At 36.9% G+C, this 14,627-nt stretch carries 12 protein-coding genes; 11 read left to right on the plus strand and 1 reads right to left on the minus strand.

Annotation, left to right across the window (positions count from 1 at the left end):
- The 5 genes from AC6F8J_RS04925 to ptsP form a co-directional block, all read left to right on the plus strand.
- Positions 1-1,025 (plus strand): PTS sugar transporter subunit IIA (locus AC6F8J_RS04925; RefSeq protein ID WP_500721458.1); only part of this gene is annotated, 1,025 nt, incomplete at its 5' end.
- Between the two features lie 82 nt (positions 1,026-1,107).
- Positions 1,108-2,085, plus strand: coding sequence for a 1-phosphofructokinase (gene pfkB, locus AC6F8J_RS04930; protein ID WP_500721460.1), 978 nt, complete (start codon positions 1,108-1,110; stop codon positions 2,083-2,085).
- Between the two features lie 131 nt (positions 2,086-2,216).
- A complete protein-coding gene (locus tag AC6F8J_RS04935) occupies positions 2,217-3,482 on the plus strand; it encodes an alcohol dehydrogenase catalytic domain-containing protein (protein ID WP_500721461.1) in 1,266 nt (421 codons plus the stop codon).
- Position 3,483: 1 nt separating this feature from the next.
- Entirely contained in the window at positions 3,484-3,756 is a 273-nt protein-coding gene (locus tag AC6F8J_RS04940; protein ID WP_500721462.1) for an HPr family phosphocarrier protein, read from the plus strand.
- Between the two features lie 8 nt (positions 3,757-3,764).
- Positions 3,765-5,471 (plus strand): phosphoenolpyruvate--protein phosphotransferase, encoded by a 1,707-nt coding sequence (ptsP, locus tag AC6F8J_RS04945; RefSeq protein ID WP_500721464.1) that lies wholly within the window; start codon positions 3,765-3,767, stop codon positions 5,469-5,471.
- A gap of 230 nt (positions 5,472-5,701) precedes the next feature.
- Here the strand turns inward: ptsP and AC6F8J_RS04950 are convergent, their stop codons facing one another.
- Positions 5,702-6,910, minus strand: coding sequence for an MFS transporter (locus AC6F8J_RS04950; protein WP_500721465.1), 1,209 nt, complete (start codon positions 6,908-6,910; stop codon positions 5,702-5,704).
- A gap of 287 nt (positions 6,911-7,197) precedes the next feature.
- Between AC6F8J_RS04950 and AC6F8J_RS04955 the strand changes: the two genes are divergently transcribed.
- The 6 genes from AC6F8J_RS04955 (at position 7,198) to AC6F8J_RS04980 (ending at position 14,484) form a co-directional block, all read left to right on the plus strand.
- Positions 7,198-8,694 carry a histidine kinase gene (locus AC6F8J_RS04955; RefSeq protein WP_500721466.1) on the plus strand — a complete coding sequence of 499 codons (1,497 nt, stop codon included), beginning with the start codon at positions 7,198-7,200 and terminating at the stop codon, positions 8,692-8,694.
- Positions 8,681-10,279, plus strand: a complete 1,599-nt coding sequence (locus AC6F8J_RS04960; protein ID WP_500721468.1) for a response regulator — start codon at positions 8,681-8,683, stop codon at positions 10,277-10,279. The genes AC6F8J_RS04955 and AC6F8J_RS04960 overlap by 14 nt, the downstream gene beginning before the upstream one ends.
- Entirely contained in the window at positions 10,257-11,264 is a 1,008-nt protein-coding gene (locus tag AC6F8J_RS04965) for a TRAP transporter substrate-binding protein DctP (RefSeq protein WP_500721470.1), read from the plus strand. The genes AC6F8J_RS04960 and AC6F8J_RS04965 overlap by 23 nt, the downstream gene beginning before the upstream one ends.
- A gap of 184 nt (positions 11,265-11,448) precedes the next feature.
- Entirely contained in the window at positions 11,449-12,501 is a 1,053-nt protein-coding gene (locus AC6F8J_RS04970; protein WP_500721471.1) for a TRAP transporter substrate-binding protein DctP, read from the plus strand.
- 151 nt (positions 12,502-12,652) lie between these two features.
- Positions 12,653-13,189, plus strand: a complete 537-nt coding sequence (locus AC6F8J_RS04975; RefSeq protein WP_500721472.1) for a TRAP transporter small permease subunit — start codon at positions 12,653-12,655, stop codon at positions 13,187-13,189.
- Positions 13,189-14,484, plus strand: a complete 1,296-nt coding sequence (locus AC6F8J_RS04980) for a TRAP transporter large permease subunit (protein ID WP_500721474.1) — start codon at positions 13,189-13,191, stop codon at positions 14,482-14,484. The genes AC6F8J_RS04975 and AC6F8J_RS04980 overlap by 1 nt, the downstream gene beginning before the upstream one ends.
- Positions 14,485-14,627 lie beyond the last annotated feature (143 nt).

Consider the following 14,627-nt stretch of genomic DNA (forward strand, 5'->3'; position numbering starts at 1 on the left):
CATCCGGCGTATTCACATTCGTCATCACAGGTGCGGGACTTGTCGCAGTACCGTCACCAGGTAGTATTTTTGCACTTTCAGCCATGGCACCAAGAGGCGGATTGATACCGGTACTAGCAGGTGTTGTTGTATCCACAGCAGCAACCTTCCTTGTTAGTGCAGTTCTAATTAACAAAAAAGGTGAGCAAGAAGATGCTTTGACCAAAGCAAAAGAAAACGTTAGTCAAATGAAAAACAGCAGTAAAACAAGTATGGTCAATAAGATTGATGAAGATTTAGACTTGTCACAAGTAAAAACTATTGCAGTTGCATGTGATGCCGGAATGGGGTCAAGTGCCATGGGTGCAAGTAAACTTAAAGCAGCGTTAAAAGATGCCAAAGTGAATTTGGAAGTCATCAACTGTTCGATTGATCAACTAGATGAACAAAGTGATCTTGTCATCACCCATGAAAAACTGACCAAACGAGCAAGCGGTGTTCTTCCAGGTGCTATTCACATATCCATATCAGATTTTATTAATACGGATATCTATGATCGCTTAGCAGAAAGACTTGCAGTACTTCAATCATCATCTGAAGAATCTACTGATAGTGAAGATATGTATCAACCTTTGAAAAGGAAAAATATACGTATAGGTATGCCTTCAAGCTCAAAGGAAGAGGCTATACGAATGGCCGGACAGATTCTCTTTGAGGGCGGCTATGTCGAAGAAGGATACATAGACGCTATGGTCCAACGTGACAGTGAGCTCTCAACCTACATTGGTAATGGCACAGCGATACCTCATGGTGTTAGCGATGCCAAGAAAAAAATCATTAAAACAGGTATCAGCATACTACAATTTCCGGAAGGCGTTGATTTTAGCGGTAATACAGTATATTTAGTCGTTGGGATTGCAGGTGTAGGTAATGAACATCTTATGATTCTATCTAATCTTGCAGAGATCGTTGAAGATGAGGAGAAAATCAAGCAACTCAGTCAAACTACAGATATAGATTATATATATAAGCAATTTACCAATTAGGTTTGATTTTCAAACCGCAATTAGGTTTGACCTTCTAACCCAAGTGGTGATTGGTAATCTGACAATAAAAGTGAGGTAGCCCATGATTTATACAGTAACTTTAAATCCTGCCATTGATAAGACTTTGAAAATTGATGATTTTAAAGTAGATCAAGTTAACCGAGTAAAAGACTATAGAGAAGACGCAGGTGGCAAAGGTATCAATGTAACGAAGATGATACATAAATTAAAAGGTGATAGCATAGCGGTTATGATTACCGGTGGTGATACTGGACATCGATTGACCAGCTTGCTGGATGATGAAGGTATCAGCTATAAAGCTATAAAAACACCCGGAGAAACCCGCATTAATGTAAAAGTGGTGGATCACAATAACCATACTTTTACAGATATAAATGAAAAAGGGCCAATTGTAGATAGCAAAACACTAGAGACACTCGATGCCTATCTCATCAATCATTTATCGGAAAAAGATATTTTGGTTTTGGCAGGCAGTTTACCACAAGGTGTTCCTAAGGACATCTATAAGCATTGGTGTGATCTTGGCAAGGAAAAAGGTGCTAAAGTCATTTTAGATGCAGATCGTGATGTACTTGAGTTGGGTATCAAAGGTTTGCCTTGGATCATAAAACCGAATCAAAATGAGTTAGAAATGTATTTTGGAAAGAAGTTTGATAATGACCAAGAAATGATCTTAAAAGCTCACGAATTGCTAGATATGGGCATCTATGCTGTGGTTATTTCACAAGGTGAAAAAGGTTGTCTTGTGGTTAGTAAGGATGGAACAGGTAAGATAGATGCTTTAAAGCTAAAGGTTGTTAGTACAGTAGGTGCAGGAGATTCTATGGTAGCAGGTATTGCTTTTGGCATAGATGAGGTCATTAAAAAAAATGAAACACTAGATTTTGCAAGATTTATGGACATCATGAGACTTGGTGTTGCATCCAGTAGTGCATCGATTGAAGAAGAAGGAACCCATATGGGCAGTTTAAAAAGAGTGAATGAGCTGTACCAAGAGATTACTGTCAATATGGTTAAAGTGTCAAAACTATATAGTTGAACTTTTACATGCAATATATAGTTATGAGTGTATCAACGTAACCTATATGTTGTAAGTGAATTAGAGAAACTTAGTTTTGATACTTTAACCAAGTATAATGATGGAAAACAAGACTAAATAGGAGTGAGAATATGAAAACAGAAGCAGTAAGATTATATGATGTCAACACATTAAAACTAGAAATATTTGAGTTACCGGCTATTAAAAAAGACGAGATTTTAGTAAAAGTCGTTACGGATAGTGTATGTATGTCCACATACAAAGCCGTTATACAAGGAAGCAAGCACAAGCGTGTTCCTGAGAATATCGCAACAAACCCAACAATCATGGGTCACGAATTCTCAGGTGTTATTGTTGAAGTTGGGGAAGAATGGCAAGATCAATTTACACCCGGAGAAAAATTTGCCATACAACCGGCATTAAATTATAAAGGCAGCCCTTATGCACCCGGATATTCTTTTGAATTTTTTGGTGGATCAGCGACCTATTGTATTATTCCAAGAGAAGTCATGGAACTTGGCTTTCTTCTAAAATATGAAGGAGAAGCTTTTTACGAAGCTTCCTTATCAGAACCGATGTCATGTGTCATTGGTGGCTTCCACGCCAACTATCACACAAAGACGGGTGAATACAAGCATTATATGGGCATCATAGAAAAGGGTAAAATGGCCTTATTAGCCGGTGCAGGTCCTATGGGCCTGGGCGCTATTGATTATGCGCTGCATTGTGACAGAAAGCCCTCTTTATTGGTTGTAACGGATATTGATGAAGCTAGATTGGATCGTGCAAGATCCCTATTCACACAAGAAGAAGCAGTAAAACAAGGGGTAGAGCTACATTTTATCAATACCATGAAAGAAGCAGATTCAGTTAAGACTTTAATGGACCTAAGTGGTGGTGATGGCTATGATGATGTATTTGTTTATGCACCTGTAAGACCGGTTATCGAAGAAGGGGATAGAATACTCGGTAAAGATGGTTGTATGAACTTTTTTGCCGGACCTTCAGACACAACCTTTAACGCGAATATTAATTTCTACAATGTACATTATACCCCTACTCATATCATGGGTTCAACCGGTGGTAATGCTGACGATATGATTGAATCATTAAATATGTCATCTAAGAAGTTAATTAATCCCGCTGTTATGCTGACCCATATTGGCGGTATCAATTGTGTCATCGATACCATATTGGATTTACCAAACATTCCGGGAGGCAAGAAGATGATTTATAACGAAATCGATATGCCCCTTACAGCTATAGATGATTTTGAAAAACTCGGTGAAAAGGATGCACTCTTTAAAGGCTTAGCAGAATGTGTTAAGAAGTACAATGGCTTATGGAATGCTGAAGCTGAAAAATACTTATTAGAGAATGGAAAAAGGAGAGATTAAGATGGTTAAGAAAGATTTTGTATTAGAATCAGAAGAAGGTTTACACGCAAGACCGGCAAGTATGCTGGCGAAAGTTGCTATGAAGTTCACTTGTGACATTAAACTCATGAAATCCGGTAAATCTGACAAAGTATTTCAACCTAAAAGCATATTATCCTTAATGAGTGTTGGTGCTGCAAAAGGTGAACGACTCACCTTTGTAGCTGAAGGTGATGATGAAGTGCAAGCGATGGAAAGTATTTCTCAACTGTTCGCTTCTAATTTCCAAGGGTAGGTGGTGGTATGCATACCATCATAGGCATACCCATAGCCAAAGGTATTGCCCATGGCCCTGTAAGAATCATACATGATACCTCTATGGAAGCTGTAGAGCGTTTAGGTTGCAATGCCGATGAAGAAATACAAATATTTCATGATGCACGTAATAAAGCCATAGGTGAGATTGAAACCATTCGGTTAAACACGATGAAAAATATTGGTGCGAAGGAAAGCAAGATATTTGAAGCACACCAAAGCATATTAGAAGATCCGGAATTGATAAGCCAGGTAGAGGTGTATATACTGGATAAAAGGTGTTGTGCAGAATGGGCCTTAAGTCTTGTGGGTAATAGATTTCGAGATGTTTTCGAGTCTATGGACAACGCTTATATGAAGGAAAGAGCCATTGATATCAAAGACATCACGTGTCGCGTCGTCAATCTCATTATGGGCCATTATAGCGATGTTGGATCAATCAACGAACCCTATGTATTGGTCGCTCATGATCTGACACCATCACAAACATCCACTCTTGAGACCAAATATGTTAAAGGGATTATAACGGAAGTGGGTGGAAAAACAGCTCATTCAGCCATAATAGCAACACTACTTAAGATTCCCTATGTGGTGATAGAAAAAGGAACCACCTTATTAAAAGATGGTGATGAGGTTGTTTTTGATGGTCGAGAAGGCAGCGTCATCGTAGATCCGGATCAGACCTGTCTAGATGCTTTCTACGTTAAAGAAAAACAACTGGTTCAAGAAGAAGAAAAATATGCCAGCCTTAGAGGCAAGGTATGTAAAACCCAAGATAACATGGAAGTAGAACTGATTGCAAACATCAGTCAGATTAAAGATCTTGATTTTATTGTCAAAAGTGATGCTAAAAGCGTTGGTCTCTTTAGAACCGAATTTATTTTTATGGATCAAGAGAGGTTACCAACAGAAGATGAGCAATACGAGATCTATAAAAAAATAACCACAGCTATGTCAGAAGGGTATGTTACCATTCGTACCTTGGACATTGGCGGTGACAAAGAAAGTCCACTGTTTGATATTCCAAAGGAAGACAATCCATTTTTAGGTTATCGTGGCATTCGTTTATGTCTTGAGGAAGTCGAGATTTTTAAGACACAGCTTAGAGCTATACTTAGAGCCAGTGCCCATGGTCAAATCAATATTATGTTTCCTATGATTGCCAGTCTGACTGAGATTAGAAAGGCAAAAGATATTCTAAAAATATGTAAAAAGGAACTTGAAGTGGTGGATGTAGCCTATGATCCAAATATTGAAGTTGGTATTATGATAGAAACCCCAGCTGCGGTTGTCATGGCAGATCTATTTGCAAAAGAAGTGGATTTTTTTTCTATTGGAACCAACGACCTGATTCAGTACACCATGGCAGTTGACCGCTCCAACTTGAAAATATCAGCATTATACTCCCAATATGATCCTGCTGTACTTAGAAGTATGAAAGTGATAGCAGAAGCAGCAAAAAAGGAAAATATTTCAGTCAGCATATGCGGTGAAGCCGCTGCAGATATAAAGCTATTACCCTACTGGTTAGGTATTGGTATTAGTAAGCTGAGTATGTCAGTAGCCCTTATTCCTGAAGTTAAGTGGACCATTTCCCAGATGACATCCACTCAAGGAATAGAGGTTGCAAAAGCCCTTAACAAAGCAGGCGATGTGCGAGAAGTCTTAGAAGGCTTAGAATTGACTGCTTTGTAATGTAACACATCATCCTCCCTATACAAAAAAGACGGCAGCCACCAAGTCCATAATACTTGCTGGCTGCCGTCTTTTTAATTGAATTATATAGTGGTTAAGGCGTCAAAACTATATAGTTGAACTTTTACATACCATATATAGTTACAAATGCATCAACGTAATCTATATATGGTATGTGAATTTAGTGAAACTTAGTTTTGACCCTTTAACCATAGTATGAATGCTTGTATTTACAGAGTTGTCTCCAAGGGAAGTTTGGCAGGTGTTGATTTGTCAAAAACATATAAACCGACAAATATAAGCATCATTAGAGTTGCAACAATAATGGCACTCATACCGGCAAGGACACCAAAACCATCTGCAAGGGCACCGGTTATAATTGGCATAATAATGGCGCCAATACCACTGATCATTAAGAGGACGCCCATGGACATAGGATAGGTTTTGATGATACTACCTAGTGTCGATACAGTGGTAGGGTAGATGCCAGCCATGGAAAAACCAAGACCCATGATTGCCAGAGTAATGGTGGTGGTATTCCTTGTTGAGAGTAATAACAAATAAAACATAACAGTGCCGACACTTAAAACAGTTAAAGTTATCTTTTTTGAAATACGATCACCTATAAAAGCTGTTGTTAGTCTTCCGGCTAAAATAACCACCCATAATAAAGAGGCAAGAATCTGCGCATATTGTATTGACATAATGCCTGAATCAATGAAGTATTTTACCATCCAACCATTGATGGTCGCTTCAGCACAAAGATAGAAAAACAAAATACCGGCGCCAATTAGAAACCGTCGATCTTGAATAAAAATATAGGACTTGTCGGTTTTTTGCTTGATTCGGGATGACGCGTCCATATCCATTCTAGAAAAAAGTATCATGGATATGATGGCGAGGATGATAATGACAATAGCCGACAATTTCCATCCAAAGTCACCGGTAAGTTTAGTTGAGAATATAACAAGGAAAGGTGCCAACAATGCTCCAACAGCAAAAATACTATGTAACACATTTAAGGCTGCTGAACTGCTGTTTGAGATTTCGTTGACCATGGTATTGTTAAAATTAGAAATACTGCCACGGCTTAATCCGGTAAAAAGAAAACCTAGAATAAGAAGTACCGGATTGCCAGTTAGAATCATAATCAAAAAACCCATGACGACAAAGCAACACATAAATATGACAGCTTTTTTTCTACCTAAATATAAGGGAAGAACGCCGGCAATAAAACCGGCAATAAGATTACCAACTTGATGGGCAGATATGAGACCACCACTTATAGTATTGTTGAGGTTATAGGCATTGCTGATAAGTGGTAATAAAGAGCCAAGAATCATGCCGTATAAACCATTAACAGCAAAGACAAAAAAACAGCAAAGCAATATATATTTATTACGCGGATCCAGTTGTGCATAAAAGGATGGTTTTGTCATTTGTGTTTCCTCCAAGAGTATAGACTATCTTTTTTTGGGATATCTAGCCAATTATAGCATAAAAAAAAATATCACAGATGCATTATGAGGAAGTAATGTCAAAAAATGCACACTTTATCAAAAAATGATTATTGTTTAGTAAAGGAATGGACGATAGGATGAAGAGTAAACATGAGTTGCTATGTAATGATTTATGAGACTAAGATTGACCATCTTATTGATAAAAAGTATACTTAAGAAATGACGCAATGTCAAAACAATCTATCACTCCTGAAAGGAAAAACGCTATGAAAAGACTTAAAGATTTCTGGCTGCACTTGTCAATAAAAGTAAAGCTCCTATTGTACTTTTTTATTGTTATTGCAATTATAAGTCTTTTTAATTTGTATTTAAATAATAATAATTATAAAATTGTGGATCAGTTTAAAGATACTATGAACAATTATTATGGCATTAATAGTTTGTTGGTCATGACAAGTGAAAATAAGACATTGGTATCAAGATATTTGCGAGAGCTTGACCTAGAAGATAAAGAAAACTATACAAGAAAAAAAGTAGATCTAATGGGAAAAGTGGAAGAGCTTGAAGTGGAACTGACGTCTACCGATGCCTACTTTATCATCGTTGCCATACGCAATGCTTCTGAAGCAATGTATGAGAACTGGGATAAGGCAGTAGAAGAAAGAGAAGAGAATATACCCACTTACTTTAATGCTTTTTATGAAGGTGAACATATTGAAGTTTATGTCATATCCTACATAGAAGAGCTGTTATATTTAAGCTTAGGAGAAGGTAATGAACTATATACTAAGCTTGCCGAAGAAGCGGTAGTTATGGGAAGAATTTCTATTTTTCTAATTGCCATCAGTGCTATTTTTACGATGTTTATCGTCTTGTTCTTTGTCAATTCTTTTATTAATCCAATTAAAAACTTGGCATCTAATTCCATGAAAATGGCTTCAGGAGACCTTGATGTTGAGCCGATGGCCATTATTTCAAAAGATGAAGTCGGAACCCTATCAGATGCCTTTAATATAATGAGTCATAATATCAGACAGTATGTGGATGACTTAAAAGAAAAGGTGGTCATAGAAAAGCGACTTCATGAAGAAGAACTAGAAGTTGTTCGTATGGAACAGCTGCTAAGAGAGTCTCAATTTGAAGCACTTCAATCCCAGATCAATCCCCATTTCTTATTTAATACTTTAAATACCATATCTAGAACGGCTATGTTTGAAGGAGCAGAAGATACAACCAAACTCATTCAAGCCCTGTCTAATCTATTTCGATATAAACTTAAGAATCAGTCTACTGTTATAAATCTTCAGGAAGAATTATGGATTGCTGAGGAATACATTTACTTGCAAAAATTTAGATTCAAGGAGCGTTTGACCTATGAAATCGTTGCAGACCAAGGAACTAAGTCGGTGAGTGTACCAATATTTATATTACAGCCTATTATTGAAAATACCATTATACATGGTATTGAACCTAAGGTTGAAGGCGGTAAGATACGTATTAAGATTAAAAGCCTTCAAATAGATAATAAGGAATGGATTATTCTACGTATCACTGATACAGGTGTGGGCATGACACCAAGGCGTTTGAGGGAAGTGCTTAGTTTTACTGAAATGAAACACCATAGTATCGGCATTAGCAATGTATATCATCGCTTCAAGATTATGTACCAACATAAAGGATCCTTTAGAATGATGAGTAAAAAAGGTGCAGGCACCTGTGTAGAATTCAAGTTTGAAAGGAATGATTTAGATGGAAAAATATAAAATATTAATTGTTGATGATGAATCCATTGAAAGAGATGCTATACAATTTATATTAAATAAAGAATTAAATGAAAATCTTGAATTCTATGAAGCAGCCAATGGTCAGGAAGCCATATCAAGTGCGGCCTTAAATAGTCCTAATATTATTATGATGGATATACAGATGCCGGGACTTAATGGTATTGAAGCTGTCAAAGTTTTAAAGAAAATACTGGCAGATAGTAAAGTGGTTTTTCTGACAGCCTATGACCAGTTTGATTATGCTCACGAGGCCATTAAATTAGGTGTTGAGGATTTTATTGTAAAACCCGCATCAAATGAGCGTTTAGTAGAGGTAATAAGTAGAGCGATTAAAACCCTAAAAGATGAAAAACAACAGGCAATAACAAAAGAAATGATGGCATCTAAATTAGAACAAGTTTCCAAATATCTAGAAAATGAATTTTTATCATCGGTCATAAATGGTGATATTGAAAATGAACAAGGTAAAGAATACTTAGACTTTAATGGCATCAAATTTGAATGTGGCATGGGTATAGTGGTACGTGCCAATGCGGATGAGGCAATGGTTTTATCTGGATTTAGACTGCAAGTTATGAGAAGACGCTTATTAGATGCCATCGATACAAGAATCAATAAGATTGTAAGACAAAAATACTCAACAATAATCAAAGATTACATCTATATATTTATAATGGGTGAGCGTCAAAATGAATTACTGCAAATCCAAGAAAAAATAAGAAAAATTCTTAATGAAGTCGGAAGTTTATTTGCCTTAGAGCATCAGTTATACTCGGATTTTGGTATCGGTGACATCTGTAATAAACTAGATTGCCTTTGGAAATCATTTTCTACAGCTAAAGCTAACTGTAACAAACGCATACCTACGAGGGATTCGAGAAATGAGCAAGATCTTCAAGCTCTGGTAAAAAGCTTAAAAGACAAGGATGAAGTTGCTTTTAATAAATATATTGATTTATTATTTGAAGACATATCTTCTGGATCAGAAGATTTGGATATGATTCGTATTAAGCTTTATGAACACTTTGTTTTAATAAGAGAACGGGTATCAGATAATATTTATGAATCAGACCTTTATACTTTTGATTTGTTTAATCAAACCATGAAAATAAGCAATCATCATGAGGCCAAATGTCTTCTAAGAGACTTTTGTAATCAATATATGGAGAAATTGGACAAGCAAAAATCAGATAAAACGTCGATTATTCTAGACAAACTCATTGTATATATTAATTTACATTATGCGGAAAATATAACATTAGATCAGCTTTCTTCAATTTGTGACCTAAGCCCAAGCTATATTAGTAAGGTGTTTAAGAAGCATCTGAATACGAACTTTATTGATTATGTTAGCTCGGTCAGAATTATAGTGGCAAAACGACTTCTTAAAAATTCATTGCTGTCCATCAAGGAAATCGGTTATGAGATTGGCTATGTTGACTCTAATTACTTTACAAGAGTATTTAAGAAATATGAGGGGATAACCCCCTCGGACTATCGCAACAAGTGGTATAACACAAGTATGCCAAAAAAGGATGGTGATGAAGTTGAAGCAGATAAGTAGAATATGGATTTCAATAATTATGACATTTATTCTAACCACAGGTTGTAGTGGTCAAGGGGCAACTTTTGTCAAACAACCGGAAGTCATCTATTTTAGATTAGCTGAAATCCATCCGTCCGATCATCCGACAACAAAGGCAGATAAAGAATTTGCACGTCTTGTTGAAGAGCGTACAAAAGGTCGTATTATCATCAAAGTATATGATTCGGAGCAGTTGGGACCTGAGAAAGCGGTTTTAGAACAAGTTCGATTTGGTGCTATAGATTTCACAAGATTAAGTATGGGTCAAGTGGCGGAGATCTCACCTCAGCTTAATGTACTTCAGCTCCCATATATTTATCGTGATAGTGATCATATGTGGCAAGTGCTTAATAGCGATATAGGAGACTTTTTTCTAGAGAGTATAGAAGATAAGAGTTTGATTGGACTAGCCTGGTATGATGGTGGTGCCCGTAGTTTTTATAACAGTGTCAGGGAAGTTAAGACTCTATCTGATCTAGAAGGATTAAAGTTTCGAGTTATGGAAAGTCAATTGATGGTGGAAATGGCAAGGGCATTAGGCACTTCAGTGATACCCATGGCCTATGGTGAGGTATATAGTTCAATTCAGACGGGTGTTATTGATGGTGCTGAGAATAACTTTCCTAGTTATGAGACATCTCTACACTATGAAGTTGCCAAGTATTTTACCATAGATGAACATGTACGCGTACCGGAAATGTTGATTGCAAGCAAAAAAATCTTAGATCGAATCACAGAAGATGATTTAGCAATCATTATGGCTTGTGCCAAAGAATCTGAAATCTACCAAAGAGATAAATGGCGTATTGAAGAAAAAGAATCGGAGAAAAAGCTTATAGAGTTAGGTTCAATCATAACAGAAATAGAAGATAGAGAAGCTTTTGTAGAGGCGGTTCGTCCATTATATGATAGATATGCCAACAACTACTTGGAAATTGTCAAACGGATTCAAGAGATGGAATAAAGAACAAAATCATGCTATTTGTTCAAAAATGTCATGGATTTAGTGAGAAGGATTCTTAATAACATACGATGACGCAAGATTATGATAATAATAACAAGATTATGAATTGTTGAAGGCATTGCCCCCCTGTATGATGAACATGTAGTCGTTACATAAACCAACCAATCACAAGGGGGTAACACCAATGATTAAGAAGATACTTAGTATTATGATGATCGTAGCTATGATGGCAGTACTTGCAGTCGGATGTGCGAAAACAGAGGAACCAGCAGCTACGTCTGTAGAAACACCATCAGAAACACCTGCAGAAGCACCAGCACCGGTTGAAGCAATTATATTAAAGCTTGCAGAAACACACCCAGCAGATTATCCAACTACTTTGGGTGATTATGAGTTTGCGCGTCTTGTAGAAGAAAAAACAGAAGGCCGTGTTAAGATTGAAGTATTCCCAGCAGCTCAACTTGGTGAAGAAAAAGACGTTATTGAACAAGTACAGATTGGTGCCATTGATCTAACTAGAACAAGTATTGCGCCACTAACTGAGTTTTCACCATCACTTAACGTATTACAATTGCCATATATTTATCGTGATGCAGACCATATGTGGAGTGTTCTTAATAGTGAAATTGGGAAAAATTTTTTAAAGAGTGTTGAATCAGCAAATTTTGTAGGCCTTGGTTGGTTTGATCCGGGTCAAAGAAACTTCTACAATTCTCAAAAAGAAATCAAATCCTTAGAAGATTTAAAAGGACTTAAATTTAGAGTTATGCAAAGTGAACTTATGATGGACATGGTAGCAGCACTTGGTGCATCTCCAACGCCACTTCCATATGGTGAAGTATACAGTGCAATTCAAACAGGCATTATCGATGGTGCAGAAAACAACTGGCCAAGTTATGATACTTCCTCACACTATGAGGTAGCAAAATATTACACCATTGATGGTCATGTAAGGGTTCCAGAAATAATTATCGCAAGTAGCATAGCAATGCAAAAGATATCAGCTGAAGATCTTGCAATTATGAAAGAAGCTGCCAAAGAAGCTCAAGCCTTCCAAATTGAAAAATGGAATGCAAAAGAAGTTGAGTCAAGAGAAAAAGTTGAAGCGGCAGGCAGTATCATTACAGAATTAACACCGGAAGCCAAAGCAGAATTTGCAGCAGCGATGGAACCTGTATATGAAAAATACGCAGCTGAATACACAGATCTTATTAAACAAGTTCAAGCAGTTAAGTAGCCATAATTGTTATACCTTAACCATATAATGGATAGAGGGCCGGATGGAAATCCGGCTTTCTATAATAAAACAGTACAACAAACATGAATCGTGTTGATGAACAGCACTATATATTAATACCGTTATGAATCAAGTGAAAGGAGTACTACCCATGAATCAGATAAGAAAAATTGTTGATCAACTGCATAAAGTTATGGTTGTCTTAGGGCAAATCATGTTGGTACTGATAACAATCCTAACCTGTATTCAAGTTTTTTCCAGATATGTTCTTAATTTTAGTCTGAGGTGGTCAGAAGAAGTACCATTGATTATGATGGTGTGGTTTGGTTTTATTGCTTTAGCACTAGGTGTCAAGAAAAAGCTTCATATCAGTATTGAATTTTTCTTTAGAATGTTCCCTAAACCTGTTCAAAAAGTAATACTAAAATTTGTTGACCTATGTATTTTAGTATTTGGTCTTATTATGGTGGTCTATGGATGGCAGTTAGCAATGATCATGATGGCTTCGACGATGCCGGCGACTAAAATGCCAACAGGTTACCTTTATATCATCGTTCCAATATCAGGTGTGTTTGTTATTTTTGATAGCCTAATGGCACTACTAGGTTTAATTGAGAACGAAGAAGAACGTCAAGATGATGAAGTTATAGAGTCCTTAAAAAGTTTATCGTTAGGAGGTAAGAACTAATGCCAGTTGCAAGTACAGCAATCGCCATATTATTAATCTCATTTTTTGTTCTACTAATACTAAAAGTACCGGTAACCTTCTCATTAGCCCTATCTTCTGTTGTTACGGCTGTTTATTATCAAGTGCCACTAATGACCATTATTTTAAAAATGGTAAAAGGTATTGAGTCCAGTTCCCTCATGGCTATTCCTTTTTTCATAGTAGCAGGTGAAATCATGGGTGCCGGAGGCATATCTAGGCGACTTATTGAACTGGCCAATGTTATGGTTGGACGTGTAAGAGGCGGTATGGCACAAGTGAATATACTAGCCAGTATGTTTTTTGGTGGAATATCCGGTTCAGCTGTTGCCGATGTATCCTCAATTGGTGCCATATTGATTCCTATGATGAAAGACAATGGCTATGACGATGATTACTCTGTTGCCGTAACTGTAACAAGCTCTTGCCAAGGTGTTATCATTCCACCAAGTCATAATATGATTATATATTCTCTAGCAGCCGGCGGTGGCGTTTCTGTTGGTCGTTTGTTTCTTGGTGGCATGTTACCGGGTGTTATTCTTGGGGTTGGTCTTATGATCTTAAGTTATATCATTGCCGTTAAAAGGGGCTATCCAAAAGGGGATAAGATTCCCTTTAAAGAAAAAATAAAAATCACCATGAACGCTTTCTTTGGTCTTATGACCGCCGTTATTATCATGGGTGGTGTTCTATCAGGTGTTTTTACAGCAACAGAATCAGCAGCGGTTGCCTGCCTCTATGCTTTTGTTATAACATTTTTTGTCTATAGAGAAATACCTTTAAAACGTATGGGTAATATCTTATATAATGCATTAAAAACCCTCGCTCTGGTTCTAAGTCTAATAGCAGCGGCCAAAGCTTTTGGTCATATGTTGGCCTTATTACAGGTACCTGCACTAGCAACCAATGCATTATTGACCATTACTCAAAACAAGACTCTATTATTATTGCTTATACTTGTGCTCATCCTATTACTTGGGTGTATTATGGACATGGCACCACTGATATTGATTCTAACCCCCATTCTGTTGCCGGTTGTTACAAGCTTAGGTATGGACCCGGTTCAGTTTGGTGTCGTACTAATTCTGGCACTTGCTATTGGATTATGTACTCCGCCTGTTGGTAGCGCCCTTTTTGTCGGATGCGCCATTGGAAAAGTATCCATAGAGAAAATGACCAAATCTTTACTACCATTCTATGGTATTATGGTTGCCGTATTATTGCTTATAACATTTGTACCGGGTATTGTTATGTTCATACCCAACTTGTTTCTATAAACAAAATTTCAAAGTAAGATGAAAAGGAGAAAAAGATGATTGTAAGAGAACCTTCAAATTCAAAAGACGCAAAACATTATACAACAGACCGCCTTAGAGAAGAGTTTTTAGTACAGGACTTATTTAACCTAGGGAAAATCCAA

Source organism: Petrocella sp. (assembly GCF_059865615.1).

Coding starts and splice junctions, on each gene's coding strand:
- AC6F8J_RS04965 (WP_500721470.1), top strand. CDS start 10,257: ATGAAGTTGAAGCAGATAAGTAGAATATGGATTTCAATAATTATGACA.
- AC6F8J_RS04940 (WP_500721462.1), top strand. CDS start 3,484: ATGGTTAAGAAAGATTTTGTATTAGAATCAGAAGAAGGTTTACACGCA.
- AC6F8J_RS04980 (WP_500721474.1), top strand. CDS start 13,189: ATGCCAGTTGCAAGTACAGCAATCGCCATATTATTAATCTCATTTTTT.
- pfkB (WP_500721460.1), top strand. CDS start 1,108: ATGATTTATACAGTAACTTTAAATCCTGCCATTGATAAGACTTTGAAA.
- AC6F8J_RS04970 (WP_500721471.1), top strand. CDS start 11,449: ATGATTAAGAAGATACTTAGTATTATGATGATCGTAGCTATGATGGCA.
- AC6F8J_RS04935 (WP_500721461.1), top strand. CDS start 2,217: ATGAAAACAGAAGCAGTAAGATTATATGATGTCAACACATTAAAACTA.
- ptsP (WP_500721464.1), top strand. CDS start 3,765: ATGCATACCATCATAGGCATACCCATAGCCAAAGGTATTGCCCATGGC.
- AC6F8J_RS04975 (WP_500721472.1), top strand. CDS start 12,653: ATGAATCAGATAAGAAAAATTGTTGATCAACTGCATAAAGTTATGGTT.
- AC6F8J_RS04955 (WP_500721466.1), top strand. CDS start 7,198: ATGAAAAGACTTAAAGATTTCTGGCTGCACTTGTCAATAAAAGTAAAG.
- AC6F8J_RS04960 (WP_500721468.1), top strand. CDS start 8,681: ATGGAAAAATATAAAATATTAATTGTTGATGATGAATCCATTGAAAGA.
- AC6F8J_RS04950 (WP_500721465.1), bottom strand. CDS start 6,910: ATGACAAAACCATCCTTTTATGCACAACTGGATCCGCGTAATAAATAT.